A 23,382-nucleotide genomic window follows, 5' to 3' on the forward strand; every position below is an offset into this window, starting at 1 on the left:
GTTTCCGGCGCTCGGCCGGAGGCCATGCGCCGTGCGCCTTGCGACGGGGCGTGTTACTCGCTGGTGTCAAAGTCGGGGCTGAGCACCGCACACACCGCCACCGTGAGCAGTTCGCTCAGGCGGTGCCGCGTCTGTTGCGCGTTGCGCCAGTCATCGAGCCCCTCGAAAACCTCCACCATGTCGGCCAGCTTCCCTATGTCCATCGGTCGCCCAAAAAGACAGGAAGCTACACAAAAACACCGATTGTGAACAGGGGTATGTCAAGTGACTGATTGTGAACAAGATTTTCAGGTGGTCAACGACAAATGCGTAGCTGCGGCAGCCCTGCTACCCGTACCAAGATGCTTCTCAATGAATATAAGGGTGTTTAGAAAAACTACGACGCAAAGGCCACTAGGGAATGTCGACACCTGCCTCATTCCTCATTGACCGCTGCGCTATCAGCAGCAAATATCGGTTGCTGGTGCGCCTCACCGAGTATCCTCGGAAGTCAGTTGCAGTGGAGCGCCAGCGAACACCAGCCCCACTGGGTGGAGGAAGGCTTCAGGAGATGAGTATGTGCAGACGAATGGCAGATAGGACATATCGAGCAGCGCAATGGGAAAATCGGTACGCCTCACACATTAAACCTATTAATGATCTTGTGGACTCTCTGATCGACGCGGGCTCGAACCGCTGGGTTCCATATGTTGATCCCATCTATGGCGGGGTCGATGCAGAGCTGCTCTGCATCCTCCAAGATCCTGGGCCTATGACGCTGCCTGGGACGGGGAGTGGCTTCATCTCTCACGAGAATGATGATCCTACGGCGGAGCGGCTCTGCAAGTTTATGAAGGAGGCTGACATTTCTCCATCGCAATCAATGCTTTGGAATGCCTATCCGTGGTACATCAACAAGAAACCCTCAACGAGTGATCTAAAAGACGGTATTGATCCATTAATGGAGCTAGTCAAGCTTCTTCCGCGCCTGAAGGTGGTCATGCTGAACGGGCTAGTAGCTCGGAGTTCGTGGCGGATGTTTGAGCGTAAGGATACGTCGCTTACGCGAAAATTTAGATTCGAGGTGATTGAAACGTACCACACGAGCAATCGCGCGATGGCTCTAGATGAGCGAAAGAGGAATGTGAAGAAAGCATTTGAGAACGCCGCAAAGGTTCTTCGCTTAAACAGTTCTGCGATGTAATGCTTATGACGAGGTGTTGGTCTCGTTAAGTACGTTGTTGAAGGTCTGCTTTTCCTATCAGCGACTGGCAGGTCAGGGTCGTCAGCACTCGGCGACGAACGGCTGCTTCCGGGAAGTGAAACTTCGACGACCGCTTTCCGCCGATGAACTCGAAGAGACGTCAGCGCACCCCGACCCAAAAAGGATAGATGAGGTATTCATCGCCATTGGCGGCTGAGTAGTTGGAAACCTGCCGTTCAAGATCTGGCGTGGCTGACAGTCCCGGCCAGGCATGTAATCAAACGCAGTCCGCCGTGGCTGCTGTCCACTCACGACAGATGCGAATGGTTTGCTCGGTGGCGAGCGGCTCGCGAGTCAGTCCGCAGCGTGCGCCACTTTCCTCGGTCAGGAAGTGAGCGCACTGGTGACAGAGGCCGAAGGCACGCTGTCCATTCACGCGCTGCATGGCTGAAAGCAGTTTGCGCAGCGTGCTTTCGAGTGCAGCAGCCTCACTCGTTCGTTCGCAGAGCAACTGCTCCACACGCTCGACCCAACTCTCGCTCAAGACAGACTCGCCTGCGGCGGTCAGCTTGAGGTGCACGCGCTTGCCGTGACGGGCGTCCGGTTCCTTGGTCAGCAATCCCTTGCGTTCAAGCACCGCGAGCGTCTGCGACACCGTCCCGCGGGTGATGCCGAAATACTCCGCAATGGCGATGGGCAGGTCGCTATACCGATTGGCCAGTTTGAGGTAGTGCAAGACCTGAATGTGGATGGGCAGCAGCCCGTGCCGCGCCGCGTCGTCGCGGACGGACTGCTGAACGAGCGCCCCCAGGCGCTCGAGTAGGAGAGCGGTTTGGTTCATGCTTGAAATGTATCGCCTCGATGCATTTATTGACAAGTAGGATGTGGCGAATCTAAGCTTTGTATGCATCGAGTCGATGCAACTACTTGTTAATCCTGAGGGGTCGATCATGAGCGAAGCCTTGTTTTTCCATGCTGGTTGCCCAGTGTGTGTATCCGCCGAGCAGCACTTCATCCAGGCACTCGATCCGACGCGGTACGCGGTAGAAAGTGTCCATCTGGCCGATCTGAAATAGGAGGAGTCGAAGATGAAACGCATCCTGACTCTCCTGTCCTCGATGGCGCTCGTCTTGCCGGCCGTCGCGGCCGAGCCGCGGGTGCCATACCCGGACGAGTATCGCGGCTGGCATCACGTCAAGAGCATGGTCATCGGCGAAGGTCATCCGCTGTACGAGGCCTTCGGCGGGATCCATCACCTCTACGCCAACCCGAAAGCAGTGGCGGGCTACCAGTCCGGGAAGTTCCCGGATGGCGCAATCATCGTGTTCGATCTTCTGGAAGCGAGATCAGCCGACAATGCCGTCACTGAGGGGACGCGAAAGATCGTCGGTGTGATGCACAAGGACGCGAGGGCATACGCGGCGACCGGCGGTTGGGGGTTCGAGGGTTTTGGCGGTGGCGACAGAGCAAATCGGGTCGTGGGGGGCAACGCGGCCAGCGCCTGCTTTGCTTGCCACGAGCCGCAGAAGGACCACGACTACGTGTTCAGTCGCCTGCGAGATTGAGCTGCGGTGTGGATGAGCGCGCCGATGGCATCCGAGTGCCTGGCAGAGGTCTGGTTGGACACTCGGGCGCCATTGGCGCTGCCACAGCGTCGGGCGGTCAAGGCCACACGAATTCGGGCGTGTTGATGGTCAGCCTTCAGCCCTCGGCCCTCAGCCCGCAGGCGCCTGCGCTTCGCCCGCGACCGCCAGCGCCCGCGTGCGCTTGAGCCGCAGGCTCAGCAGCAGCGCCAGCGCGATCAGCCCCAGCAGCATGTAGCCCACATTGCTCAGGGCGGCGTTGAGCGCTTCGCTGCTTGCCTGCTGCATCACCGTTTCGGCCGAGAGTCCGGCCGCGTCGAGGCGGCTGGCGAGTTCGGCCGGGACTTCGCGTGCGCGGCTGCCGGCGGCGCGCGCGAGCGCATCCAGGCTCGCGGCATCGAGACCGAGCGCTTCGGTCTGGCGGCTGATCGCGGCCTGGGTGGCATACGCCAGGCTGGCGCCGAACACCGCCAGCGACAGCGACGAGCCGGTGGGGCTGCCGAGGTCGCGGAACATGCTGAACAGGCCGCTGCCCGCGCCCATGTTCTTGGCCGGCACCGCACCCAGCGCCAGCTTCATGATCGCCGGCGTGTTGCAACCGATCGACAGGCCCATGATGCAGGCCACCACGATCACCATCCACAGCGGCGTGGCGACGTCGATGTTGAGGAAGAGCAGGGTGCCGCCGAGGCTGGCGAGCATGGCGACGATGACCAGCACGCGCGGTTCGATGCGGTCGACCAGCTTGCCGGCGATCGGCGAGCTGACGAGCCCGCTGCCATAGAGGAAGAGGGTGACGAAGCCGAACTGCGCCGCGGTGCCACCTGGCCGGTTGTTGATGAAGAAGGCCAGCGAATAGACGATGCCGCTGGAGAAGATCATGTGCAGCCAGTAGATCGCCGAAGGCGTGGCGAAGGCGCCGCGCGCCAGGATGCCGAGGTCGATCACCGGATTCGGGGTGCGCTTGCTGTGCCGCCACAGCATCGCCAGCGCGCTGATGCCGACGATCACGATCGCCCAGGTGATCGGCGATTCCTTGCCGAAGTTGGTCGCCCAGGTGGGCAGCGAGAGCAGGGCGGCGATCACCGCGAACAGCAGCATCGCGCCGGTGTAGTCGAAGGCGCCCTGCTGCCTGGCCGGGGCGATCTCGGGCACCAGCAGGCGCACGGGAATGAGCCCGATCAGGGTCAGCGCGCCGCTGATCCAGTACACGCTGGGCCAGCCCAGGCGGTCGATGAGCAGGCCGCCGAGCAGCCCGCCCGAGGCCGCGCCGAAGGTCATCGTGAAGGCGAGGATGCCCAGCGCCATGCCGCGCCTGTTGTCCGGGAACAGGTGGGCCGCGTAGGCGAACACGCCGGGCAGGATGCAGGCCGCGCCCAGCCCCTGGACGAAGCGCGCACCGAGGAAGAAGGCGAAGTTGGGCGCCCAGGCGGCGGCGAACTCGGAGACGGCGAACACCAGCATGCCGATGGTGATCACCTTCTTGCGCCCGTGCTGGTCGCCCAGCCGGCCCATGATGGGGGCGAACACCGTCAGCGCCAGCGAGTAGAGGATCAGCACCAGCGCCGCCATGTTGACCGGGATGCCGAAGTGCCGTGTCACGCTCGGCAGCGCAGGGGCCTGGAAGGCGGCGGCCTCGATGGTGATGAAGGTGCCGAACAGCAGCGCGGCATACACCGCCCAGGCTGAGCGCGTGTCGGTACGTGAATCCATTGGCTGTCTCCGTATGCAGCGCATGCGGATGCGCGCCGCCTTGTTCTGTCGGGCGGATGGTCGTTCCCGGGGGGTGGGGGCACATCGTCCGATGGGACTAAAGCGAGCTCGGAAACGAACGCCGGCGATTGGCACCCGGTTCGCTGCCGAATGTCGGGTTTCGCTTGCTTTGTCCATCGTCCGTTCAGACGAAGTGCCGCGGAGGGCCCTGCTCTTAGACTCGCTGCAAGCGCTGCGTAAAGGATCGGCCTCATCCGCGATGAGGGCGCCGCTCGCAGCAGGGTCCAGAAGGCGCGGCGACATCGACTCGGCGCCTCACACAACCGCAGGAGACGAACTTGGCTGAACAGGAATGGATGTCCAAAGTGCGTGCCAAGGTGGGTCGCGAGTACGGTCGCGTCTACGCCTGGGACGAGGTGAACGCGCCGATGATCCGGCAGTGGTGCGAGGTGATGGGCGTGGACAATCCGCTCTACCTCGACGCGGACTATGCCGCGACCACCGAATTCGGCGGCATCGTGGCGCCGCCGGCGATGCTGCAGGCCTGGTGTCTCGAAGGCCTGCACATGAACAACTATGCGCCGGGCTCGACCGACGAGAACCCCTACGAGGTGCTGAAGACCCTCGAGGCGCACGGCTACCCCTCGGTGGTGGCGGTGAATTCCGACCTCAGCTTCGAGCGCTACGTGACGCTGGGTGAAAAGCTCTACTACACGACCCGCCTGGATGCGGTCGGCGAGGAGAAGACCACCGCGCTCGGCACCGGCTACTTCGTCACCCTCATCATGAGCTTCTTCTCGCAGAAGCCCGGTGGCGACGAGCGGGTCGGCCAGCTGCTGTTCCGCGTCTTCAAGTTCCGCCCCGCCAACGTGCCCAAGCCGGTGGAGAAGGGCGCGGCGCCTGCGGTACCCAAGTTCAAGCGTCCCAAGCCGGGCGTCAGCGACGACACCCGCTTCTTCTGGGAAGGCGTCGACGCCGGCAAGCTGCTGATCCAGCGCTGCACCTGCTGCAGCACGCTGCGCCATCCGCCGGCGCCGGTGTGCATCAAGTGCCATTCCTTCGACTGGGACACGGTCGAGGCGTCCGGCAAGGGCAGCCTGTATTCGTTCGTGGTGATGCACTACCCCGAGGTGCCGCCCTTCGAGCACCCCAACCCGATCGGCCTCATCGAGCTCGACGAGGGCGTGCGCCTGATCGCCGGCCTGGTCGGCGTCAAGCGCGACGAGATCCAGATCGGCCAGCGCGTGCAGGTCGAGTTCCAGTCCTTCGACGACGGCGAACTGACCCTGCCGATGTTCCGCCCGGTTGCGGCCTGAGGAGAAGAGCATGGATTTTCAACTGACTGACGATCAGCGCGCCATCGCCGACATGGCGGGCAGCCTGTTCGGCGACCTGTGCACCGACGACCGCCTGCGCGCCTTCGACACCGCGGGCGAGCCCTTCATGGCCGACCTGTGGAAGCAGTGCGTGGAAACCGGCCTGCATGCGCTGGCGATTCCCGAGGAAGCGGGCGGCACCGGGCTCGGCATGAACGAGCTCATGCTGGTGCTCGAGGCCCAGGGCCGCGGCCTCGGCCATGTGCCGCTGTGGCGCCACCAGCTCGCCGCGGCCACGCTGGCGCGCTTCGGTGGTGCCAGCGGTGCCGAGATCGCTGCGGCCGCTGCCGAGAGCAAGCTGATGATCACGCTGGCGCTCGGTGCGGCGGCGCGTGCCCACGGCGTCGCGCTCAAGGCGCGCCGCGAGGGTGACGGCTGGGTGCTGGACGGCAAGGTCGCCGCCGTGGCGCTGGGTGCGGAAGTGTGCCGCGCGCTGCTGCTGGCCGATACCGACGACGGCCCCCGGCTGGTGTCGGTGAATCTGCGCGACGCGGGCATCGAGAAAGTGCCCGGCGTGTTCACACACCGCGAGGCGGTCGCCGACCTCGGCTTCCGCGCTCATCGCCTGGCCGCCGACGCGGTGCTGCCCGAGGCTGCGCTGCCCTGGCTGGAGCAGCGCGCGATCGCCGCGATCGCGGCATTGCAGCTGGGCGTCAGCGTCGAGCAGGTGCGCCGCACGGTCGAGTACATCAACGAGCGCCGCCAGTTCGACCGCGCGATCGCCACCTTCCAGGCGGTACAGATGAGCATGGCCGACGCCCACATCGCGATCGAGGCGCTGCGCTCCGCGCTGTGGCAGCTGGTGTATCGCCTGGACGCCGGCCTGCCGTCGCCGTCCGAGGCGCTGGCGGTCAAGTACCTCGCGGCCGAGTGCGGCCATCTCGTCGGCCACAAGGCGCAGCACGTGCATGGCGGCATCGGTGTCGATCTGACCTACCCGATCCACCGCTACCTGTACTGGAGCCGCGCGCTCGGCATCACCCTGGGCGGCAGCGCCGCCACGCTCGAACGACTCGGCGACTGGCTCGCCAACAACGACAAGCTGGGATGGAAATATGACCTCGAAGAACAGCAAGCGCTTTGACGACGTGCGCCCCGGCGAGGCGCTGCCGGAGCTGGCGATCCCGATCACCACGACGCTGATCGCCTCGACCGCGATCGCGACCCGCGACTACTTCCCCGGCCACCACGACATGGAAGCCGCGCAGCAGCTCGGCTCGCCGCACGTGTTCATGAACATCCTCACCACCAGTGGCCTCACCCAGCGCTTCATCGAGAGCTGGGCCGGTCCGGCGGCGCGCTTCAAGGATCTCAAGATCAAGCTCGGCGCGCCCAACTACCCGGGCGACACCATGACCTTCAGCGGCGAGGTCGTCCGCACCGACGCGGCCCGCCGCGAGGTGGACGTCGCGCTCAAGGGCAAGAACTCGATGGGCAGCCACGTGACCGGTTCGGCCACGCTGGTGCTGCCCTGACACGCGGAGAACCGAACTCATGACGGAACTGTCCCTTTCCGGCCGCGCCGCCATCGTTGGCCTGGGCGCGACCGAATTCTCCAAGAACTCCGGCCGCACCGAGCTGCGCCTGGCGATGGAATCCACGCTGGCTGCGCTCGCCGACGCCGGCATCGACCCTTCCGAGGTCGAGGGCTTCTCGTCCTACACCATGGACAAGGTGCCCGACTACGAGATCGCGCGCCTGCTCGGCTGCAAGAACGTCAAGTTCTTCTCCCAGATCCCGCACGGCGGCGGCGCCGCCTGCGCGCCGGTGGTGCATGCCGCGATGGCGGTGGCGACCGGCCTGGCCAAGGTGGTGGTGGTGTTCCGCGCGATGAACGAGCGCTCCTGGTACCGCTTCGGCACCGGCACCTACGGCTTCGGCTCGACGCCGATCTTCGAGAACGTGAACTACGGCTGGTACATGCCCTACGGCTTCCACACCCCGGCCGCCTGGGTGGGCATGTTCGCCCAGCGTTACATGCACGAATACGGCGCGACCAGCGAGGACTTCGGTCGCGTGTCGGTGGCCGTGCGTGACTTCGCTGCCACCAACCCGGCCGCCTTCTTCTACGGCAAGCCGATCACGCTCGAGGAGCACCAGGCCTCGAAGTGGATCGCCGAACCGCTGCGCCTGCTCGACTGCTGCCAGGAGTCCGACGGGGCGGTGGCGATGGTCATCACCTCGGCCGAGCGCGCCCGCGACCTCAAGCAGAAGCCGGTGATCATCAAGGCCGGCTCGCAGGGCATCACCGAGGGCCAGCAGAGCATGACCTCGTACTACCGTGACGACATCACCGGCCTGCCGGAGATGGGCGTGGTGGCCAAGGAGCTCTACGCCCAGTCCGGCCTCGGTCCCGATGCCTTCCAGACCGCGGTGATCTACGACCACTTCACCCCCTTCGTGCTGCCGCAGCTGGAAGAGTTCGGCTTCTGCAAGCGCGGCGAGGCGAAGGACTTCATCCGCGCCGGCGAGCACGCCCGCGGCGGCAAGCTGCCGATCAACACCCACGGCGGCCAACTGGGCGAAGCCTACATCCACGGCATGAACGGCGTGGCCGAGGCGGTGCGCCAGGTGCGCGGCACCGCGGCCAACCAGGTGGCCGATGTCGAGAACGTGCTGGTCACCGCCGGTACCGGCGTGCCCACCAGCGGCCTCATCCTCGGCGTCGCCTGAGCGAAGGAGAACGAACGATGTTCGTCGATCTGACCCCGGAACAACACGCGCTGCGCCTGAAGGTGCGCGACTACTTCCAGACCCTGATGACCCCCGAGCTGCGCAGCGAGCTGCGCGGCAAGGAAGGCGGCGAGCTGTACCGCAACACCATCCGCAAGATGGGTGCGGACGGCTGGCTGGCGGTGGGCTGGCCCAAGGAACACGGCGGCCAGGGCTATGCCGCCACCGAGCAGCTGATCTTCTTCGAGGAAGCCAACATCGCTGGCGCGCCGCTGCCCTTCGTCACCATCAGCACGGTCGGTCCGGCGCTGATGGAGGCGGGCACCGAGCTGCAGAAGAAGAAGTTCCTGCCCGGCATCGCCGCCGGCGAGATCATGTTCGCCATCGGCTATTCCGAGCCGGAAGCCGGCTCCGACCTCGCCACGCTCAAGACCAGTGCGCGGCTGGAAGGCGACCACTTCGTGGTCAACGGCAACAAGCTGTGGACCTCGGGCGCCGAGGCCGCCGACTACGTCTGGCTCGCCGCGCGCACCGACCCCAACCTGCCGCGTCACAAGGGCGTGTCCATCCTGATCCTGGACACCACGGCCGAAGGCTTCTCGCACACCGTCATCCCGACCTGCAGCAACCCGACCGCCGCCACCTACTACGACAACGTCAAGGTGCCGAAGGAGATGCTGGTCGGCGAGCTCAACGGCGGCTGGAAGCTGATCACCGCCCAGCTCAACCACGAACGTCTGGGACTGGGCTCGTGGTCGGACAAGGTCGTCGCCCTGTTCCGCCGCGTGCTGCTGTGGGCCAAGGCCCAGGACGAGAACGGCCGCCGCGCGGTCGATGCGGCCTGGGTGCGCAGCCTGCTCGCCGAGTGCTACGCAAAGATCGAGGCCATGCGGCTGATCAACTTCCGCATCGCCGCCGACCTCGAGCGCGGCCAGATGGACGTGGCGCTGGCGTCAGCGACCAAGGTGTACGGCTCGGAGTCGGTGGTCGACATCCTGCGCAAGCTCTCCGAGATCGTCGGTGCCAGCGGCCTGGTGCATGAGGGCTCGGCCGCCGCGGCCCTGCTCGGCGAGCTGGAGTACGAGGTGCGCGCCTCGGTCACGCTGACCTTCGGCGGCGGCACCAACGAGATCCAGCGCGAACTGGTGGCACAGTTCGGCCTCGGCATGCCGCGTTCGCGCTGAACCCCGCACAGGAAGAAGACATGAGCACCCTCGAAGATTTCCGCCGCGAGACCCGGGCCTGGCTCGAAGCCAACTGCCCGCAATCGATGCGCACCGCGATGCCCGACGGCGAGCTGGTGTGGGGCGGGCGCACGGTCGAGTTCAAGAACGCGGACCAGCGCCTGTGGTTCGAGCGCATGCGCGACAAGGGCTGGTTCTGCCCCGACTGGCCGGCCGCGTATGGCGGCGGCGGGCTGAGCCCGGAGCAGAACGCGGTGCTCGAGTCCGAGATGCGCCGCCTGCGCTGCCGTCCGCCGCAGATCAACCTCGGCATCTGGATGCTGGGCCCGGTGGTGCTGGAGTTCGGCACCGAAGAGCAGAAGCGCGAACTGCTGCCGCCGATGGCGCGCGGCGAGATCCGCTGGTGCCAGGGCTTCTCCGAGCCCAACGCCGGCTCCGACCTCGCCAGCCTCAAGACCAGCGCGGTCGATGCCGGGGATCACTTCGTGGTCAATGGCACCAAGATCTGGACCTCCTACGGCGACAAGTCGGACTGGATGTACATGCTGGTGCGCACCAACCCCGACGTGCCCAAGCAGCAGGGCATCAGCCTGCTGGTGGTCGACATGGCCTCGCCGGGCATCGAGGCACGGCCGATCGACCTCATCAGCGGCAAGTCGTCCTTCTGCCAGGTCTTCTTCGACAACGTCAAGGTGCCCAAGCGCCAGCTGATCGGCCCGCTCAACGGCGGCTGGACCCTGGCCAAGGCGCTGCTGCAGCACGAGCGGCGGGCGATGTCGAAGTTCGGCGAGTTCAGCCTGCCGACCCACTTCGATCTGCTGTCGATCGCCGGCAAGTACCTGCCGGCACAGGACGCGGCCTCGCCGGCCGACGTCGCGCTGCGCCAGCGCGCCTACGCGATGGCGATGGACGAGATGGCCTACAGCCTCACCGCCCAGCGCATGGGCGAGGAGGCGCGCGCGCGCAAGAACGTGTCCGGGCTGATGTCGATCATGAAGCTGGTGCACTCCGAGCAGGAGAAGGACAAGTTCGAGGTGCTGGTGGACGTGCTCGGCCACCGCGCGCTGGGCTGGGAAGGCGAGGGCTTCGAGCCGCAGGAGCTGGCGATCACCAAGGCCTGGCTGGGCAGCTTCGCGCAGACCATCGCGGGCGGCTCGTCCGAGGTGCAGTTGAACGTGATCGCCAAGCGCGTGCTGGAGTTGCCCGAGGGCAACAGCGGCGGCGCCGGCAAGCAGGGCAAGTGAGGAGCAGGGTGTCATGAGTCTGGTTTATTCCGAAGAACAGCAACTGCTGGCCGACACCGCCGCCGAGTTCCTGATGGCGAAGAGCCCGGTCACCGCCCAGCGCAAGCTGCGCGATGAGGGCTCCGCCGCCGGCTTCGACGCCGCGCTGTGGCGCGAGATGGTCGACATGGGCTGGAGCGCGATTCCCTTTCCCGAAGCGCTCGGTGGCCTTGAATTCGGCTGCAAGGGCCTGGGTGCGGTGTTCGAGCAGATCGGCCGCAACCTGTCGGCCTCGCCGCTGCTGTCGAGCATCGTGCTCGGCGGCTCGGTGATCGAGCTCGCCGGCTCCGCAGCGCAGCAGGCGGAGTGGATGGCGGCGCTGATCGGCGGCGACAAGCGCATTGCGCTGGCGGTGGATGAGACGCCGCGCCACGACCCGAGCGCGGTCGCGCTGCGCGCCGCGCGTGACGGTGATGGTTATGTGCTGACCGGGACCAAGGCCTTCGTCGCCGACGGCGTGGGGGCGGACGCCTTCATCGTTGCCGCGCGCACCGGCGCTCAGGCGGGCGAGCAGGGCGGCATCAGCCTGTTCGTCGTCGCCGCGGATGCGCCGGGCGTGCAGGTGTCGCCGATGAAGACGCTGGATTCGCGCAACCACGCCACGCTGGTGCTCAGCGACGTGCGCGTCGGCGCCGCGGCGCTGCTCGGCGCGGAAGGCGAGGGCTTCGCCGCGCTCGACGCGGCGCTCGATCGTGGCCGGGTGTGCCTGGCGGCCGAGCTGCTCGGCGCGACGCAGAGCCTGTTCGACACCACCGTCGAGTACCTGAAGACGCGCGTGCAGTTCGACGTGCCGATCGGTTCCTTCCAGGCCCTGCAGCACCGCGCCGCGTGGTGCTATGCGCACCTGCAGCTCGCACGCAGCGCGGTGATGGCCGGGCTGGCGGCGATGGACGACCCGGCGCTCGACGCCGCGGCGCGCGCGCGCATGGCCAGCCTCGCCAAGTGGAAGGCCGGCGACGCCGCCCACCGCATCAGCCGCGAGGCGGTGCAGTTGCACGGCGGCATGGGCGTCACCGACGAGCTCGACGTCGGGCTCTACCTCAAGCGCGTCCGCGTCGCCCAGGCCAGCCTCGGCGATGGCGACTTCCACGTGCAGCGCTACGGCGACCTGAGCCTGGAGGAGGCCTGAACGATGGCGGTCAGCGGCGCGGGTGTGCTTGGGGGAAGACGTGCCATCGTCTCCGGCGCAGGCCAGGGCATCGGCCGCGGCGCGCGCTGGCAGCCGTTGGCGCGTTAAGCTGCATGGCACGCCGCCCACCCGCGATGCCGATGACGTTCTGCCGCTCTGAAGGCGCCAATGCGCGGCCTGCCTGAAGCGCCCTCGCTCGAAACCCTTGTCGCTCGCCATGGCGTGGCGTTCAAGTGGTGGGCGCTCGCCGTGGTCGGGCTGGCCACCATCGCCGCGGTGCTCGCCACCAGCAGCTTCAACGTGGCGGTGCCGGCGCTGGGGCGGGATTTCGGCATGGGGCAGGACCAGGTGCAGTGGGCGGTCACCGGCTTCCTCGCCGCACTCACGGTGGCCATGCTGCCCACGCCCTGGTTGCTGGACCGCGTGGGCTTTCGCCGCCTCTTCCTCTCGGCCAACCTGCTGCTCGCGCTCTCCAGCGTGGCCGGTGCGCTCGCCGACGGGTTCCCCTTCCTGGTGGCGATGCGCATCCTGCAGGGCATTGCGGCGGGGCTGCTGCAGCCGCTGCCGATGCTGGTGGTGATGCGCCTGTTTCCGCCTGGCGGCCAGGGCAGGGCGCACGGCATGCTCGGCTTCGGCATCGTGCTCGCGCCGGCCATTGCGCCGTCGATCGCCGGCGTGCTGCTCGACCGCTTCGGCTGGCCATCGATCTTCCTGATGAGCCTGCCGTTCTGCGTGGTCGCCGGCGTGCTGGGCCTGTATCTGCTGCCGCGCCACGAGCCGTCGCCGGGCCACCGCTTCGACTGGCTCGGGGTGGCGATCCTGTGCGCGGCCTCGCTGCTGGCGATCGACTTCATCGCCAGCCTGCGCGGGCATGGCCTGCTCGCGCCGCGCACGCTGGCGCTGCTCGGCCTGTCGGTGCTGTGCGCGCTCGCCTTCGTGCGCCATGCGCGGCGGGCGTCGGCGCCGATCGTGTCGCTCGAGCTGTTCGCCGAGCGCAGCTTCGCGATGGCTGCGCTGGTCACCGTCGTGTACGGCTTCGGCCTCTACGCCTCCACCTACCTGATCCCGGTCTTCCTGCAGAGCGCGCTCGGCTACGACGCCACCTACGCCGGCCTGGCCCTGCTGCCTTCGGGCATCCTGCTCGCGGTGGCGATTCCGCTTGCCGGCGCGCTCACCGATCGCTATTCGCCGCGCTGGATCACGGTGTGGGGGCTGGCGCTGTTCGGGCTGTCCTTCGTGCTGTTCGCCTGGCGGGGCGGTGAGATCAGCTATGCCGAAGTGATCGCCTTCAGCCTGCTCGGGCGCCTCGGCCTCGGGCTGACGGTGCCGGCGCTGATGGTGGCCACCATGGCCCGTGTCGCGCCCGCGCTGATGGGGCAGGCGTCCATGGTGAGCAACTACACCCGCCAGCTGGGCGGGGTGCTGGGCGTGGCGGTGGTGGCGGTGTTCGTGGAGTGGCGCGCGGCGGTGGAGGGCGCGGGAACGGGCGGGCTGTTCCAGGCCTATGCGCAGGCCTTCCTGCTGCTGGCGCTGAGCTTCGCGGTTGCGGTCGCATTTGCCATGCGCATGCGACCGCGAACTGACCCTATGCGTTGATCTGCTCGACCAAGGCGCGCACGGCAGCCTTCACGTCATTGCGGCGATAGGCCAGGGACATGTCGGGCTCGTAGCGTGCGTAGTTGCCGCGCCCGGTATAGATGGCGACGTCCGGCAGGAGCGGGTGTTCCTGGTCGAGCTCGGGGACCGGCTGCGGATTGCCGACGGCCTCGAAGAACAGGCTGAAGTACTCGGCAAAGCTCAGATTCTCGTCGCCGACCAGATAGGCCTTGCCGGGTGTGCCCTTGAGCAGCGCCTGGTGCAGTGCTTCGGACAGCGCGCCCACCGACATGAAGTTGGTGCCGCCCTTCGGCCCGAATACCGGCACATCGGGCAGTTGCCCCTTGGCATAGGCGACGTAGGCTTCGAACATCGGGTTCGGCAGGCCCGGCACGTGGCCGACCATGAAGGGCGCGTTGACCGACACGACTTCGAATCTGGCCGAGTTCAGGGCGCGTACACCGACATCCGACAGATGGCGGGAGCGGACGTAAGGAATCGTCTCGATCAGCTCGGGTGCCATTTGCGGATAGAAGCTGCCCAGCAGGACTGCACGGCGCATGCCCGGATCGCGTGCGGCAGCGAAGAAGCGCGGGATGGCGACGGTGTTGCGCTCGTGCCATTGTTCGTCCAGGGACTGCCCGAGATCGACATGGCGAATGTCCTGGCCTGCGCAGAACAGCAGAGCATCGAATCCTTTCAGCACCGATGGGTCGGTGGCTTTCGTGTAGTCGATGCTGATGAATGGAAGTGCAGCGAGCAGCGGGGCCTTGGGGGCTGTCCGCGATGCGATCGTGACGTCGAACCCATGCGCTTTCAGGTGCAAGGCTGCGTGTCCGCCCAACAGGCCGGTACCACCGACGACGAGAGTCTTCATGCTTGTGTGTCTCCTCAGAAATTGAAACCGTTGGTCTGGATGACCGGTGCGATGGTCCAGCCGCCTTGCGGCGTGCGGTACCAGCCGCTGGCCGCGAGGGCGCCGCCGTCCACATGCAGCGTTGTGCCGCTGACCCAGCTCGCCATGTCGCTGGCCAGATAGACGACAGCGTCGGCGATCTCCGCGGCCGTGCCATAGCGGCCCAGGGGTACCCAGTCCGACAGGCGTTCGCGGTACTCGGGCTTGATGAACTGCGAAAGGGGCAACTGGGCGGTCTCGGTCGCTTCGGGGGCGACCTGGTTGATGCGGATGCCGTGGCTACCCAGCTCGACGGCGAGGCTCTTGGTAAAGCCGGCCAGCGCGGTCTTGAAGGCCGAGTAGAACGCCAGGTTGGGGACGCCGCGGAAGGCTTCGATGGTCGATAGATTGACGATGCTTGCGGTCGGGCTTCGATGAGCCTTCAGTAGCGGCAAGGCGCAGCGCGTCACCTCGAATACCTGGCGCAGGTTCGTCCCGTAGAGACGGTCGATCTCCGCATCCGAATACGCTTCGAAGGGCTTTGCCATCTGCAGCGAGTCGCCGACGTTGTTGACCAGGACGTCGAGCGCACCGTCCGTCGCGGTCAGCTCGGCGAACACGCGCACGACGTCGTCCGGTCTGGTCACGTCGCCATGGAAGACCCGGTGTCCGTCGCCCTGGTCGGCGAGCCAGGCTTCCACGTCGGCCGCGCGTGCCGCGTCCGATTCGATCACCCGTAGCTTCGCCTTCAGGCCGGCGAATTTCTCGACGGTCGCCCGCCCGATACCCGCACCGCCACCGGTGACCAAGATTGTCCTTCCATCGAAATCGAGCATGTCTCACGACCCCCTGTTGAAGTTTCGAGCGGCAAGCTGCCGGCTCCGGACGATTGTTGGGTCCTGGCTCGGATGTGACATCGTGAAAGGGGACGAGGGCCTTATCGTCCGGATGGACGATGAGCTGCACCGGGGGCTTGGGAATAGTCCTTCCATGAATGTCGGGCTCGATTGCAGGCTAGAGATTGAGGTGATGGCGTGAGCGCGCACGATGCGTCCGCGGTCTTTCGTGCGGCGGACATGGACATCGCGCATCACGATCGCATCGTGAGCATCATTTATGCATCCGCAATGGATCACCAGAAATGGGTGGATGCACTGCAGGAAATGAGAGGCCTGTTCGCCGCGAATTTCCTGACCCTGATCCTGCGCGAGGCATCGCTTGAAGACCCGGGGCTGATCGTCTGGGTCGGCGACGGAGCCGAAGGCGGGAGCGCGCGCTTCGAGCCCGCCCGTGACGACCTTACGCCGTTCGCGAACCTGGCGGCGGACCGGATCCACGTCGTCGATGACCTGATGGCGAGCTCGGACTGGCGGCGCTCGGCCTACTTTCAGCAGTCGTGCAGGCCGCACGATGTCTTTCACGTCATGTCGGTGGATATCTCGATCGCAGGGGCGGGGCGTCTGCCGCTGCGGATCACGCGCCCGGAGTCCGCGCCCGCGTTCAGCGAGCGCGACCGCGCACGTTGCCAGGCCCTGCTGCCGCACCTGCGCCGTGCGCTGCAACTGCACAATCAGCTGCGCCGGAAGGAGTCCCTGGGCGGGATGTACTCCAGCGCGATGGGCCGCCTGTCCGTCGGCACGGTCGTCCTCGATGAGCGCGGCCGGGTGTTCGACCAGAATCCGATTGCGCGTGACATCCTTGCCAATGGCGACGGCCTCAAAGTGGCCGGAGGCCGGCTCGAGGCCTTCTATCCGAGTGACAACCGCGCGCTGCAGAACCTGATACGCGGCGCCTTCGCACGACATGCCTCGTGCCAGCCGGCCGTGGCCGAGGCCTTGTCGATATCGCGGCCATCGGGTCAGCCGCACCTGGGCATCGTCGTCGAGGTGTTGCCGCCGGGTGAGTGGGCGGGCGGGCGGGCGTGGCAGGCCGGTTGTGGTGTTGTACGTACGCGACCCGGCGGGCCGCACGCTGGCAGACGCGGAGGCAGTGCGCCAGCTCTTCAACCTCACCCCGACGGAGACCGCCGTCGCGCTCAAGCTGGCCGATGGGGCCTCGCTCGAGGAGGCTGCGGAGGCGCTGGGGATTCGCCGCAATACCGCGCGTGCCCACCTGCGCGCGATCTTCTCGAAGACCGGGGTGCGGCGGCAGACCGAGCTGGTTCGCATCCTGCTTAACAGCGTCGCGCCGCTGCGGGTCGAGGCCTGAGAGGGCGCCTCGCCCGCCTGCCGCGAACCTCCGCCGCCCGCCGGTTGCCTGAGTGCTCCGCCGCGCGGCCCACGGGCGCTTCGAGGGGCGCGACCGAAAACGTCGCAAACGCCGAGCCTTCCACCGCTGCAGTGGTCTTGAGTAATGCGATTGCATTGCATGGGCAGGGCGACCGCATTACTATCTGGAGCGTCACCCCCATCTGCTCGGAGTGCGCCATGCCCGCCAGCCTCGAAGTCGAATCCACCTTGACCGACCGTTACCAGACCACCGTGCCGGAAACCGTGCGCCGCGCGCTTCGGCTGGGCAAGCGCGACAGGATCCACTACAGCATCCGCCCCGGCGGCGAGGTGGTGCTGACCCGCGCCGAGACCTCTGCAGGCGATGATCCGGTACTCGGACATTTCCTCGACTTCCTCGCCCGCGACATCGCCAGTCACCCAGAGCGCCTGCAGGCGGTCGACCCGGGTTTCGTTCATCGGCTGCAGGCGCTGGTCGGCGGCGTCGAGGTGGATCTTGACGCTGCCTTGTCGGCAGACGATGAATGACGCGCAGCAAGCCTGAGCCCTTGGTGATTCACGGCTGGACGGTCTTCGCGCATCCGCTGTTCCTCGCGCAGCTTGACGCGCTCGCCCAGCAGGTCGAGGTCCTCAAGGGCAAGGATCCGGCCGGATACGTGAAGAAGAATGCCAGCAAGCGGCTGGCGGCGATCACCAGGCTGGCGTTCGACATCATCCCGCAGGATCCGACGCGGTCGGAGTACCGCCAGGGCAGCACTCTGGGTGGCGAGCACAGGCACTGGTTCCGGGCAAAGTTCTTCCAGCAGTACCGCCTGTTCTTTCGCTACCACGCACCCACCAGGCTGATCGTCTTCGCCTGGGTGAACGATGAGGACACCAAACGCGCGTACGAGCGTGGTGACGACGCCTACCGGGTATTCCGCAGGATGTTGGAAGGTGGTCATCCGCCGGACGACTGGGACCAGCTGCTGGCAGAGGCCCGCGCCGAGATGCAGCGCCTGCATCGGTTCGTTGAGCTCTGAGGCCGCATCGAGCGCATCTTCGGTATCAATCTTCACGGTAAGGGCGTAATTGGACGGTCAGGCTCGTTTGCCGGGTTGCAGGCCAACCGCTTCTAGACCTTCTTCCCGAACGCCTCCAACCGCGACACCACCCTCCGTTTCGCGCGCTGGGTCGGGGGAGCGCGGGCGTCAGCGATAGGCGCGGATCTGCCTGATCGCCTCCGCTGCCGCCGCGTCGTTCGCCGGGTCGGTCGGCACCGTGAGCGTGATGCGGTCGACCAGGCCGCCGAAGCGCGCGGCGAGCTGCTCCGGCAACTGGTCGTAGCGACCGGACACCAGGAAAGTGTCGAGCACCTCGTCGGTGAACACGCCGGGCATGTCCTTCCAACGCCCCTCGCGGGTGAGCGCCAGCAGCGCCTCGCCGATGTGCTGCCAGCCGAACAGTTCAAGGCTCGCCCAGTAGGCCGGGGTTGAGAAGAGGAAGGCCAGCATGTCGCGGAAGCGTTCGCGCTCGGCGGCGACGGTGGCGTCGTCCGGCCCGGTGGCGACGAACTGGCTGGCGCTGATGAAGGGCTTGGCGCGGCCGGGGTCGCGCTGCGCGGTGCCGACCGCGATCTGCGGCAGGATCACTTCCTTCAGGTAACGCACCGAGGTGTTGGTCGGATGGGTGTGGATGCCGTCCGCGGTCTTGCCGACCAGCTCCAGCATCTTCGGGCCGACTGCGCCGAGCATCAGCGGCACGTCCGGGGCATCGATCGGCCCCGGGTTGAAGAAGGGCTGCAGGCGGGTGAACTTGTAGTGCTCGCCGATGTACTCGAGCCGTTCGCCGGTGCGGAAGGCGTGGAAGATGGCGCGCAGCGCGCCCACGTACTCGCGCATGCCGGCGGCCGGCGGCAGCCAGCGCGCCGAATAGCGATCCTCGATGTTCTGCTTGATCTGCGTGCCCATGCCGAGCTCGAAGCGGCCGCCCGACATCTTCTGCAGGTCCCAGCTCGCGAGCGCGACGTTCATCGGGCTGCGCGGGAAGACGATCAGCACCGAGGTGCCGACCTTGAGTTTCGAGGTTGCCGACAGCGCCTGGCAGGCGAGCAGCAGGCCGTCGTGGATCGCGTCGGACACGAACAGGCCGTCGTAGCCCATGGCCTCGACGCGGCGGGCGAAGGCGCCCATGTCGGCCAGGTTCAGGTTTTCAGGGGTTGAAGCGAAGATCTCGAACATGCAGGGCTCCTTCTCAGTGCTGACGGTAACGACGCTGGACGTGTTCCTGGCGAACGGCGATCTCGCGGCGGCGTTCTTCCGGGGTGACGAGGCAGGTGTCGGCCGGCAGGTGCTGGCGCAGCTCGGCGAGCGGCACCTTCTTCGCCGTCGCCCACGGTAGGTTATCCATCGGCTTGACCGGGTAGGCCCAGCGGATCGCCATGTAGCCCTCGGGCTGGCCGGTGGTGTCGAGCCAGTTGGCGATGCCCGGGTCGGTGTGCGAGACCACCAGGCGGAAGACGTTGTCGGCATCGCGGTGCGCCTGCAGGCCGCCGAGGCTGCTCTGGTAGTTGGCGAAGTCCAGCGATTCGCCCCACATGTTGCCCAGGCTGAAGCCGATGTACACCGGCTCCACCGGCTGGTGCATCTCGACCACCAGGGTTTCGTCGGCTGCCAGCTCGAAGATGCCGCCGCAATACACGTTGGTGGCCATGCCGCCGGCGGTGGCGAGCGAGGCGGCATTGGGCTTGTTGAAGTCGTTACGCGGCATGAAGCACTGGCCGTCGCCGTTCATGTCGCCGTAGCACTCGCACACGACGGCGTAGAACTCGTTCCAGAAGTGCACCTGGTTGCGGGTGAAGCGGCCGATGTCTGCGATCTGCCTGGCGGCGACCTCGGGCGTGTAGGCCGGCATCGGCTTGCCGAGCAGGTCGTTGCGGTAGATGAAGAGCTCGAGCAGGTCCTCATGCTCCCAGTCGGAGAACAGCTCGCGCAGCATCACCAGCTGGCTCACGTACTCGCGCGTGACGCTGCTGCCGTCCTTCTGCTTGCGCGTGCGGCTGGCGCGGGTGAGCATGAAGTTGCCCTCGTAGCCGGGCGGCTTCTCGGGCGCGAGCAGGATCTCGAAGCGGCCGTCGGCCTCCACCTTGAGCTCGGTGCAGTCCAGCTCCGCGCAGTTGATGCGCGAGCCGGGGGTCATCTCCTTGAGGCTGCCGCTTTCGCCCGAGTAGCCGCTGGGCGTCTCGAAGATCACGTAGTGCGGGGCCTTGCGCACCCCGGCCGGCGCCTTGCCGCCGCGCCAGGCGCTGGTGTCGGCGGCGCGACCGCGGATGGTGTAGCTGTAGTTGCCGTCGATCGGCGCCATCAGGTAGAGAGCGTCGCAGTTGTCGATGGTCGAGCGGTTGAGCGGCTGGATGGCGCGCACGAAGTAAGGGAACTCCGGCGTCGGACCGAGACAGCGCGAGATCGAGCCGTACAGGAAGCCGAGCACGTAGCGGTAGCCTTCGGCGAGGTTGCGCGGCGTGGCGGGCGGGGGCCACAGCTTGGGGTCGTCGATGGCGTCGCGGGCGTCCTGCAGCTGCGCGATCATGCCGTCCCAGGCCTGGCGCAGCTGGACTGCGGCGTCGCGTGTCTCTGGGTCGCGGGGCTCGACGTGGGCCTTGACGGCCTCGAAGACGGCATCGTGCCGGGGGTTGGGCTCATGCATGGGCCAGCTCCTTTTCCTTGTCCTTGTGTTGGGCGGCGGGGACGTCTTCGTCCCAGTGGAATTGCTCGAACAGGGGCGCCAGCCGCGCGCGGATCTCGCCGTCGTCGAGGCCGAATTCGGCCAGGCTGTAGCGGTGTTCGGTTTCGTGCTTGCGGGTACGGGCGGCCTCGGCCTCGAGGAAGCTCGCAAAGGCGGGGGTGATGTCGAGCCCGAGGTCGCGGTAGACGTCCTCGATCGTGCCCTTCGGGTCGGTGGTCAGGCGCCGGTAGTCGATGACCGCGCGCGGGGTCTCGGGGTGGCGTTCCAGCACCGCGAGCGGATGCAGGTAGGACTCGTAGGAGAGCCCGGTCATCACCTGGTTGGATTCGCGGATGCGGTCCTCGGACAGGTTGCCCTGCAGCTTCCAGCCCACGTTGAGGAGCTTGAGCAGGCTGGGGATGGTCTCTTGTGGGTTGCGGTAGAGGATCACGAAGCGCGCATCGGGAAAGGCCTCGATCAGGGACTCGACGCGGCCGCAGTAGGTGGGGTTCTTGCTCAGGTGGATGCGGTCGCTGCCGTTCAGGTAGAGCTGGCGGCGCACGCATTCCTTGTAGAACTTCATCATCCGGCGCCGGCTCGCGGCCGGGCGCTGGTCGATGTGGAAGAAATCGAGCTCGCTCATGTACGGGAGCTTGGTCAGCCAGAAGCCCGAGGCGCAGGAGTTGAAGTACAGCAGGTCGTCTTCTTCCGGGATCGTCAGGCCCATCTTGTGGATGTGCTGCATGGGGCCGAACTTGCGCTTCTCCCAGGCCTGCAGCCTGCGCTCGAGCGCGCGCCCGAGCAGGTGGGCGTCGATCCATGCGGCCAGGCGCACGAGCTTCTTCTGCAGCAGCGAGGGCAGGAGCAGCTCGTAGTACTTGAAGGTGGAGAAACGCTCGTCCGCACCCATCAGCCGGTGGGCGAGCGTGGTGCCGCTGCGCGCGTGGCCGATGATGAAGACGGGCGTCTTGACGCGCGTGCGCCACAGGCCGGGGAACAGGATGCCGTCGAGGAAGAAGCACACGGCGGTGAACGCGGCGCGCAGTGGCACATGCAGCAGCAGGAGCTTATACAGCCCGCGCCGCCGGCGCGCGTTGGGCTCCTGGCCGACGAGGCGCAGCAGCTTGAACCAGACGGTGAAGTCGAAGTAGTACAGCAAGGGGGTCTCCTTAGTCGTTCGGGATGCCTTCGCCGGGTATCTTCTTGAGATAGCGGACGAGCATGGCGTGCAGCTCGTCGACGAAGTCCTGGGTCAGGATCAGGTCCGGGTTGCGGTCGAGCGTGGCGTGGATCGTGCCTTCGAGCGCGTTGGCCACCATCTGCGCGGCGAGCGCGAAGTTGTTCACCCGCAACGCGCCCTTGTGGCGTCCGAGGGCGGACGGCAGCCACTCGGCAGTGCTTGGCTTGTTGGGGTAGCGCTTGCGTGAATAGGCCTCGAAGTCGTACTTCCAGTGGATCTCGAGGTAGAAGTCCTGCAGTTGCAGGTACAGGCGGCGGTGGCGCGCAACCTGTTCCTCCACGAAGAAGGCCAGCGTCGCATCGAGCGAGTTCTCCGCCAGGGCGATTGCCTGGCGGTCCAGCCGCTTGATCTCGTCGAGCTCCGAGGTCAGCAGCGCATTGCAGATGTCGGCCGCGATGGCGTGCTTGTCGGTGTAGTACTGGTAAAGGCTGCCGATGCTGACCCCCGCAACCTCGGCGATGCGGTTGGTGGTCAGGCGTGCATGCCCCTCCTCCTTGAGAATGCGCAGGGCCGCTTCGCGAATCGCGCGCAGGGTCGCGGTCGCTCGGGATTGGGTCGGGCTGCGGCGCAGTGGAGAGTGGTGGGAGGCCATGGGCTTTCCTTTGCGTGACGGGGTCATTGGAGCAAGCCATCCACCGCCTGGCTACTCGCTTTCGATGTACGTAGGCGAACGGCGGGTGGATTCAAAGCGTCCTGTAAACAGTGGCTTGCAGGCTGCTTCAGAGTCCCTTTTGCATAAACTGAGCCTTGCTCGGTTTTTGTTGCGCTAGGCCGAGGCGGTCGTGCCCCAGGCGGCGAAGTGGGGGTTGGCGAAATCGGCCTTGCCATAACGCAGGGTGGTGCCATCGAGCGTGCGGACGATGCCGCCGGCGGCACGTAGCACGGCGTCGCCGGCGGCGATATCCCATTCCATGGTGCGGCCGAGGCGCGGATAGACATCGGCTTCGCCGGCGGCGACCAGGCACAGCTTGAGCGACGACCCGGCGTTGGTCTGGCTGGCGACCTTGCGCCCCGCGAGGAAGGCGGCCAGCGCTTCGGCGTCGCCGTGCGAGCGGCTGGCCACCACGGTCAGGCCTTCGGCGGGCGGTGTGCGGCACGCGATCGTGCGGCGCACGCCCTTGTCCTCGACCATCGCGCCGAGCGTCGCGCCACCGGCGAACAGGCGGTCGAGCGCAGGCGCGAAGACGACGCCGAGTACCGGTACGCCGCGCTCGATGAGCGCGATGTTCACGGTGAATTCGCCATTGCGGCTGATGAACTCCTTGGTGCCGTCGAGCGGATCGACCAGCCAGAAGCGCTCGCCCACCGCGGGAATGCGCCCGGCCGCGGCCTCCTCCTCGGAGACCACCGGAATGTCCGGGGTGAGGCGGGCGAGCGCGGGAAGGATCAGGGCTTCGGCGCGCTCGTCGGCCTCGGTCACAGGGGAGGCGTCGGTCTTGCCGCGTACCGCGAAATCGGTGGCGTAGATCCGCATGATCTCGTCGCCGGCGGCGCGGGCGATTGGCAGCAAGGCGTCGAGCAGGGCGCGTAGATCGGAGGTCTTGGTCATGTTTGTTCCAGTTCGCGTTGGTGGGGCGGGCCCCGGCGGGGCCCGCTG

General features: G+C 66.6%; 23 protein-coding genes and 1 pseudogene. 13 read left to right on the forward strand and 11 right to left on the reverse strand.

Annotated elements, in window-relative coordinates:
• Positions 1-56: 56 nt before the first annotated feature.
• Positions 57-203 (reverse strand): annotated as a pseudogene (locus tag ACMV5O_RS18655) (transposase family protein); the annotation flags it as partial.
• A 197-nt stretch (positions 204-400) separates the two neighbouring features.
• Here ACMV5O_RS18655 and ACMV5O_RS18660 point away from each other — a divergent pair.
• Positions 401-1,183, forward strand: coding sequence for a uracil-DNA glycosylase (locus ACMV5O_RS18660; protein WP_416164861.1), 783 nt, complete (start codon positions 401-403; stop codon positions 1,181-1,183).
• Between the two features lie 277 nt (positions 1,184-1,460).
• Here ACMV5O_RS18660 and ACMV5O_RS18665 read toward each other — a convergent pair whose 3' ends face one another.
• The gene (locus ACMV5O_RS18665) at positions 1,461-2,024 is read right to left on the reverse strand and encodes a MarR family winged helix-turn-helix transcriptional regulator (RefSeq protein ID WP_416164862.1); all 564 of its coding nucleotides are present in this window, start codon (positions 2,022-2,024) and stop codon (positions 1,461-1,463) included.
• Between the two features lie 247 nt (positions 2,025-2,271).
• Here ACMV5O_RS18665 and ACMV5O_RS18670 point away from each other — a divergent pair, with 247 nt between their 5' ends.
• The gene (locus tag ACMV5O_RS18670; RefSeq protein WP_416164863.1) at positions 2,272-2,748 is read left to right on the forward strand and encodes a cytochrome P460 family protein; all 477 of its coding nucleotides are present in this window, start codon (positions 2,272-2,274) and stop codon (positions 2,746-2,748) included.
• 150 nt (positions 2,749-2,898) lie between these two features.
• Here ACMV5O_RS18670 and ACMV5O_RS18675 read toward each other — a convergent pair whose 3' ends face one another.
• A complete protein-coding gene (locus tag ACMV5O_RS18675) occupies positions 2,899-4,479 on the reverse strand; it encodes an MFS transporter (RefSeq protein ID WP_416164864.1) in 1,581 nt (526 codons plus the stop codon).
• 338 nt (positions 4,480-4,817) lie between these two features.
• On the opposite strand from ACMV5O_RS18675, the gene ACMV5O_RS18680 reads away from it, so the two are divergent.
• The 8 genes from ACMV5O_RS18680 to ACMV5O_RS18715 all read left to right on the forward strand — a co-directional run bounded on the left by ACMV5O_RS18680 (position 4,818) and on the right by ACMV5O_RS18715 (position 13,720).
• Positions 4,818-5,795 carry an OB-fold domain-containing protein gene (locus ACMV5O_RS18680; protein WP_416164865.1) on the forward strand — a complete coding sequence of 326 codons (978 nt, stop codon included), beginning with the start codon at positions 4,818-4,820 and terminating at the stop codon, positions 5,793-5,795.
• A 10-nt stretch (positions 5,796-5,805) separates the two neighbouring features.
• Entirely contained in the window at positions 5,806-6,939 is a 1,134-nt protein-coding gene (locus ACMV5O_RS18685) for an acyl-CoA dehydrogenase family protein (protein ID WP_416164866.1), read from the forward strand.
• On the forward strand, positions 6,911-7,330 hold the full coding sequence (locus ACMV5O_RS18690; protein WP_416164867.1) for a MaoC family dehydratase: 420 nt from the start codon (positions 6,911-6,913) through the stop codon (positions 7,328-7,330). Before ACMV5O_RS18685 ends, ACMV5O_RS18690 begins: the two co-directional genes overlap by 29 nt.
• A gap of 19 nt (positions 7,331-7,349) precedes the next feature.
• The gene (locus ACMV5O_RS18695; RefSeq protein ID WP_416164868.1) at positions 7,350-8,528 is read left to right on the forward strand and encodes a lipid-transfer protein; all 1,179 of its coding nucleotides are present in this window, start codon (positions 7,350-7,352) and stop codon (positions 8,526-8,528) included.
• A gap of 17 nt (positions 8,529-8,545) precedes the next feature.
• Complete coding sequence (locus tag ACMV5O_RS18700; RefSeq protein ID WP_416164869.1) at positions 8,546-9,712, forward strand: acyl-CoA dehydrogenase family protein; 1,167 nt, start codon at positions 8,546-8,548, stop codon at positions 9,710-9,712.
• Between the two features lie 20 nt (positions 9,713-9,732).
• On the forward strand, positions 9,733-10,956 hold the full coding sequence (locus tag ACMV5O_RS18705; protein WP_416164870.1) for an acyl-CoA dehydrogenase family protein: 1,224 nt from the start codon (positions 9,733-9,735) through the stop codon (positions 10,954-10,956).
• Between the two features lie 13 nt (positions 10,957-10,969).
• The gene (locus tag ACMV5O_RS18710) at positions 10,970-12,124 is read left to right on the forward strand and encodes an acyl-CoA dehydrogenase family protein (protein WP_416164871.1); all 1,155 of its coding nucleotides are present in this window, start codon (positions 10,970-10,972) and stop codon (positions 12,122-12,124) included.
• Between the two features lie 168 nt (positions 12,125-12,292).
• Positions 12,293-13,720 (forward strand): DHA2 family efflux MFS transporter permease subunit, encoded by a 1,428-nt coding sequence (locus ACMV5O_RS18715; RefSeq protein ID WP_416164872.1) that lies wholly within the window; start codon positions 12,293-12,295, stop codon positions 13,718-13,720.
• Here ACMV5O_RS18715 and ACMV5O_RS18720 read toward each other — a convergent pair.
• The 3 genes from ACMV5O_RS18720 to ACMV5O_RS18730 are packed head-to-tail and all read right to left on the reverse strand — an operon-like array spanning position 13,710 to position 16,420.
• Positions 13,710-14,597: an NAD-dependent epimerase/dehydratase family protein gene (locus tag ACMV5O_RS18720; RefSeq protein ID WP_416164873.1), complete on the reverse strand. Its 888-nt coding sequence runs from the start codon at positions 14,595-14,597 to the stop codon at positions 13,710-13,712. The two genes, ACMV5O_RS18715 and ACMV5O_RS18720, sit on opposite strands and share 11 nt — an antisense overlap.
• Before the next feature lie 14 nt (positions 14,598-14,611).
• The gene (locus tag ACMV5O_RS18725) at positions 14,612-15,424 is read right to left on the reverse strand and encodes an SDR family NAD(P)-dependent oxidoreductase (RefSeq protein WP_232433208.1); all 813 of its coding nucleotides are present in this window, start codon (positions 15,422-15,424) and stop codon (positions 14,612-14,614) included.
• A 30-nt stretch (positions 15,425-15,454) separates the two neighbouring features.
• The gene (locus ACMV5O_RS18730; protein WP_416164874.1) at positions 15,455-16,420 is read right to left on the reverse strand and encodes a hypothetical protein; all 966 of its coding nucleotides are present in this window, start codon (positions 16,418-16,420) and stop codon (positions 15,455-15,457) included.
• Here ACMV5O_RS18730 and ACMV5O_RS18735 point away from each other — a divergent pair.
• The 3 genes from ACMV5O_RS18735 to ACMV5O_RS18745 all read left to right on the forward strand — a co-directional run bounded on the left by ACMV5O_RS18735 (position 16,419) and on the right by ACMV5O_RS18745 (position 17,865).
• The gene (locus ACMV5O_RS18735) at positions 16,419-16,823 is read left to right on the forward strand and encodes a response regulator transcription factor (protein WP_416164875.1); all 405 of its coding nucleotides are present in this window, start codon (positions 16,419-16,421) and stop codon (positions 16,821-16,823) included. The two genes, ACMV5O_RS18730 and ACMV5O_RS18735, sit on opposite strands and share 2 nt — an antisense overlap.
• A gap of 218 nt (positions 16,824-17,041) precedes the next feature.
• Entirely contained in the window at positions 17,042-17,371 is a 330-nt protein-coding gene (locus ACMV5O_RS18740; protein ID WP_002925271.1) for a type II toxin-antitoxin system PrlF family antitoxin, read from the forward strand.
• On the forward strand, positions 17,368-17,865 hold the full coding sequence (locus ACMV5O_RS18745; RefSeq protein WP_416164876.1) for a type II toxin-antitoxin system YhaV family toxin: 498 nt from the start codon (positions 17,368-17,370) through the stop codon (positions 17,863-17,865). The genes ACMV5O_RS18740 and ACMV5O_RS18745 overlap by 4 nt, the downstream gene beginning before the upstream one ends.
• 168 nt (positions 17,866-18,033) lie before the next feature.
• Here the strand turns inward: ACMV5O_RS18745 and ACMV5O_RS18750 are convergent, their stop codons facing one another.
• The 5 genes from ACMV5O_RS18750 to cysQ form a co-directional block, all read right to left on the reverse strand.
• Entirely contained in the window at positions 18,034-19,062 is a 1,029-nt protein-coding gene (locus tag ACMV5O_RS18750) for a TIGR03617 family F420-dependent LLM class oxidoreductase (protein ID WP_416164877.1), read from the reverse strand.
• Positions 19,063-19,075: 13 nt separating this feature from the next.
• Positions 19,076-20,527, reverse strand: a complete 1,452-nt coding sequence (locus tag ACMV5O_RS18755) for a hypothetical protein (protein WP_416164878.1) — start codon at positions 20,525-20,527, stop codon at positions 19,076-19,078.
• Positions 20,520-21,704, reverse strand: a complete 1,185-nt coding sequence (locus tag ACMV5O_RS18760; protein ID WP_416164879.1) for a sulfotransferase family protein — start codon at positions 21,702-21,704, stop codon at positions 20,520-20,522. Before ACMV5O_RS18760 ends, ACMV5O_RS18755 begins: the two co-directional genes overlap by 8 nt.
• 10 nt (positions 21,705-21,714) lie before the next feature.
• Positions 21,715-22,377, reverse strand: a complete 663-nt coding sequence (locus tag ACMV5O_RS18765) for a TetR family transcriptional regulator (protein WP_416164880.1) — start codon at positions 22,375-22,377, stop codon at positions 21,715-21,717.
• A gap of 174 nt (positions 22,378-22,551) precedes the next feature.
• Positions 22,552-23,334 (reverse strand): 3'(2'),5'-bisphosphate nucleotidase CysQ, encoded by a 783-nt coding sequence (gene cysQ / locus ACMV5O_RS18770; protein ID WP_416164881.1) that lies wholly within the window; start codon positions 23,332-23,334, stop codon positions 22,552-22,554.
• Positions 23,335-23,382 lie beyond the last annotated feature (48 nt).

Origin of the sequence: Thauera sp. WH-1, assembly GCF_047806685.1 — a bacterium.
Lineage (GTDB): Bacteria > Pseudomonadota > Gammaproteobacteria > Burkholderiales > Rhodocyclaceae > Thauera.

Excerpts from the sequence above, each read along its gene's own strand:
- ACMV5O_RS18735 (WP_416164875.1), top strand. The coding sequence starts at position 16,419 with ATGCCTCGTGCCAGCCGGCCGTGGCCGAGGCCTTGTCGATATCGCGGC.
- ACMV5O_RS18695 (WP_416164868.1), top strand. The coding sequence starts at position 7,350 with ATGACGGAACTGTCCCTTTCCGGCCGCGCCGCCATCGTTGGCCTGGGC.
- ACMV5O_RS18675 (WP_416164864.1), bottom strand. The coding sequence starts at position 4,479 with ATGGATTCACGTACCGACACGCGCTCAGCCTGGGCGGTGTATGCCGCG.
- ACMV5O_RS18690 (WP_416164867.1), top strand. The coding sequence starts at position 6,911 with ATGACCTCGAAGAACAGCAAGCGCTTTGACGACGTGCGCCCCGGCGAG.
- ACMV5O_RS18755 (WP_416164878.1), bottom strand. The coding sequence starts at position 20,527 with ATGCATGAGCCCAACCCCCGGCACGATGCCGTCTTCGAGGCCGTCAAG.
- ACMV5O_RS18705 (WP_416164870.1), top strand. The coding sequence starts at position 9,733 with ATGAGCACCCTCGAAGATTTCCGCCGCGAGACCCGGGCCTGGCTCGAA.
- ACMV5O_RS18740 (WP_002925271.1), top strand. The coding sequence starts at position 17,042 with ATGCCCGCCAGCCTCGAAGTCGAATCCACCTTGACCGACCGTTACCAG.
- ACMV5O_RS18730 (WP_416164874.1), bottom strand. The coding sequence starts at position 16,420 with ATGTCGTGCGAAGGCGCCGCGTATCAGGTTCTGCAGCGCGCGGTTGTC.
- ACMV5O_RS18700 (WP_416164869.1), top strand. The coding sequence starts at position 8,546 with ATGTTCGTCGATCTGACCCCGGAACAACACGCGCTGCGCCTGAAGGTG.
- ACMV5O_RS18710 (WP_416164871.1), top strand. The coding sequence starts at position 10,970 with ATGAGTCTGGTTTATTCCGAAGAACAGCAACTGCTGGCCGACACCGCC.
- ACMV5O_RS18685 (WP_416164866.1), top strand. The coding sequence starts at position 5,806 with ATGGATTTTCAACTGACTGACGATCAGCGCGCCATCGCCGACATGGCG.
- ACMV5O_RS18670 (WP_416164863.1), top strand. The coding sequence starts at position 2,272 with ATGAAACGCATCCTGACTCTCCTGTCCTCGATGGCGCTCGTCTTGCCG.
- ACMV5O_RS18665 (WP_416164862.1), bottom strand. The coding sequence starts at position 2,024 with ATGAACCAAACCGCTCTCCTACTCGAGCGCCTGGGGGCGCTCGTTCAG.
- ACMV5O_RS18750 (WP_416164877.1), bottom strand. The coding sequence starts at position 19,062 with ATGTTCGAGATCTTCGCTTCAACCCCTGAAAACCTGAACCTGGCCGAC.
- ACMV5O_RS18765 (WP_416164880.1), bottom strand. The coding sequence starts at position 22,377 with ATGGCCTCCCACCACTCTCCACTGCGCCGCAGCCCGACCCAATCCCGA.
- ACMV5O_RS18715 (WP_416164872.1), top strand. The coding sequence starts at position 12,293 with ATGCGCGGCCTGCCTGAAGCGCCCTCGCTCGAAACCCTTGTCGCTCGC.
- cysQ (WP_416164881.1), bottom strand. The coding sequence starts at position 23,334 with ATGACCAAGACCTCCGATCTACGCGCCCTGCTCGACGCCTTGCTGCCA.
- ACMV5O_RS18720 (WP_416164873.1), bottom strand. The coding sequence starts at position 14,597 with ATGAAGACTCTCGTCGTCGGTGGTACCGGCCTGTTGGGCGGACACGCA.
- ACMV5O_RS18745 (WP_416164876.1), top strand. The coding sequence starts at position 17,368 with ATGACGCGCAGCAAGCCTGAGCCCTTGGTGATTCACGGCTGGACGGTC.
- ACMV5O_RS18660 (WP_416164861.1), top strand. The coding sequence starts at position 401 with ATGTCGACACCTGCCTCATTCCTCATTGACCGCTGCGCTATCAGCAGC.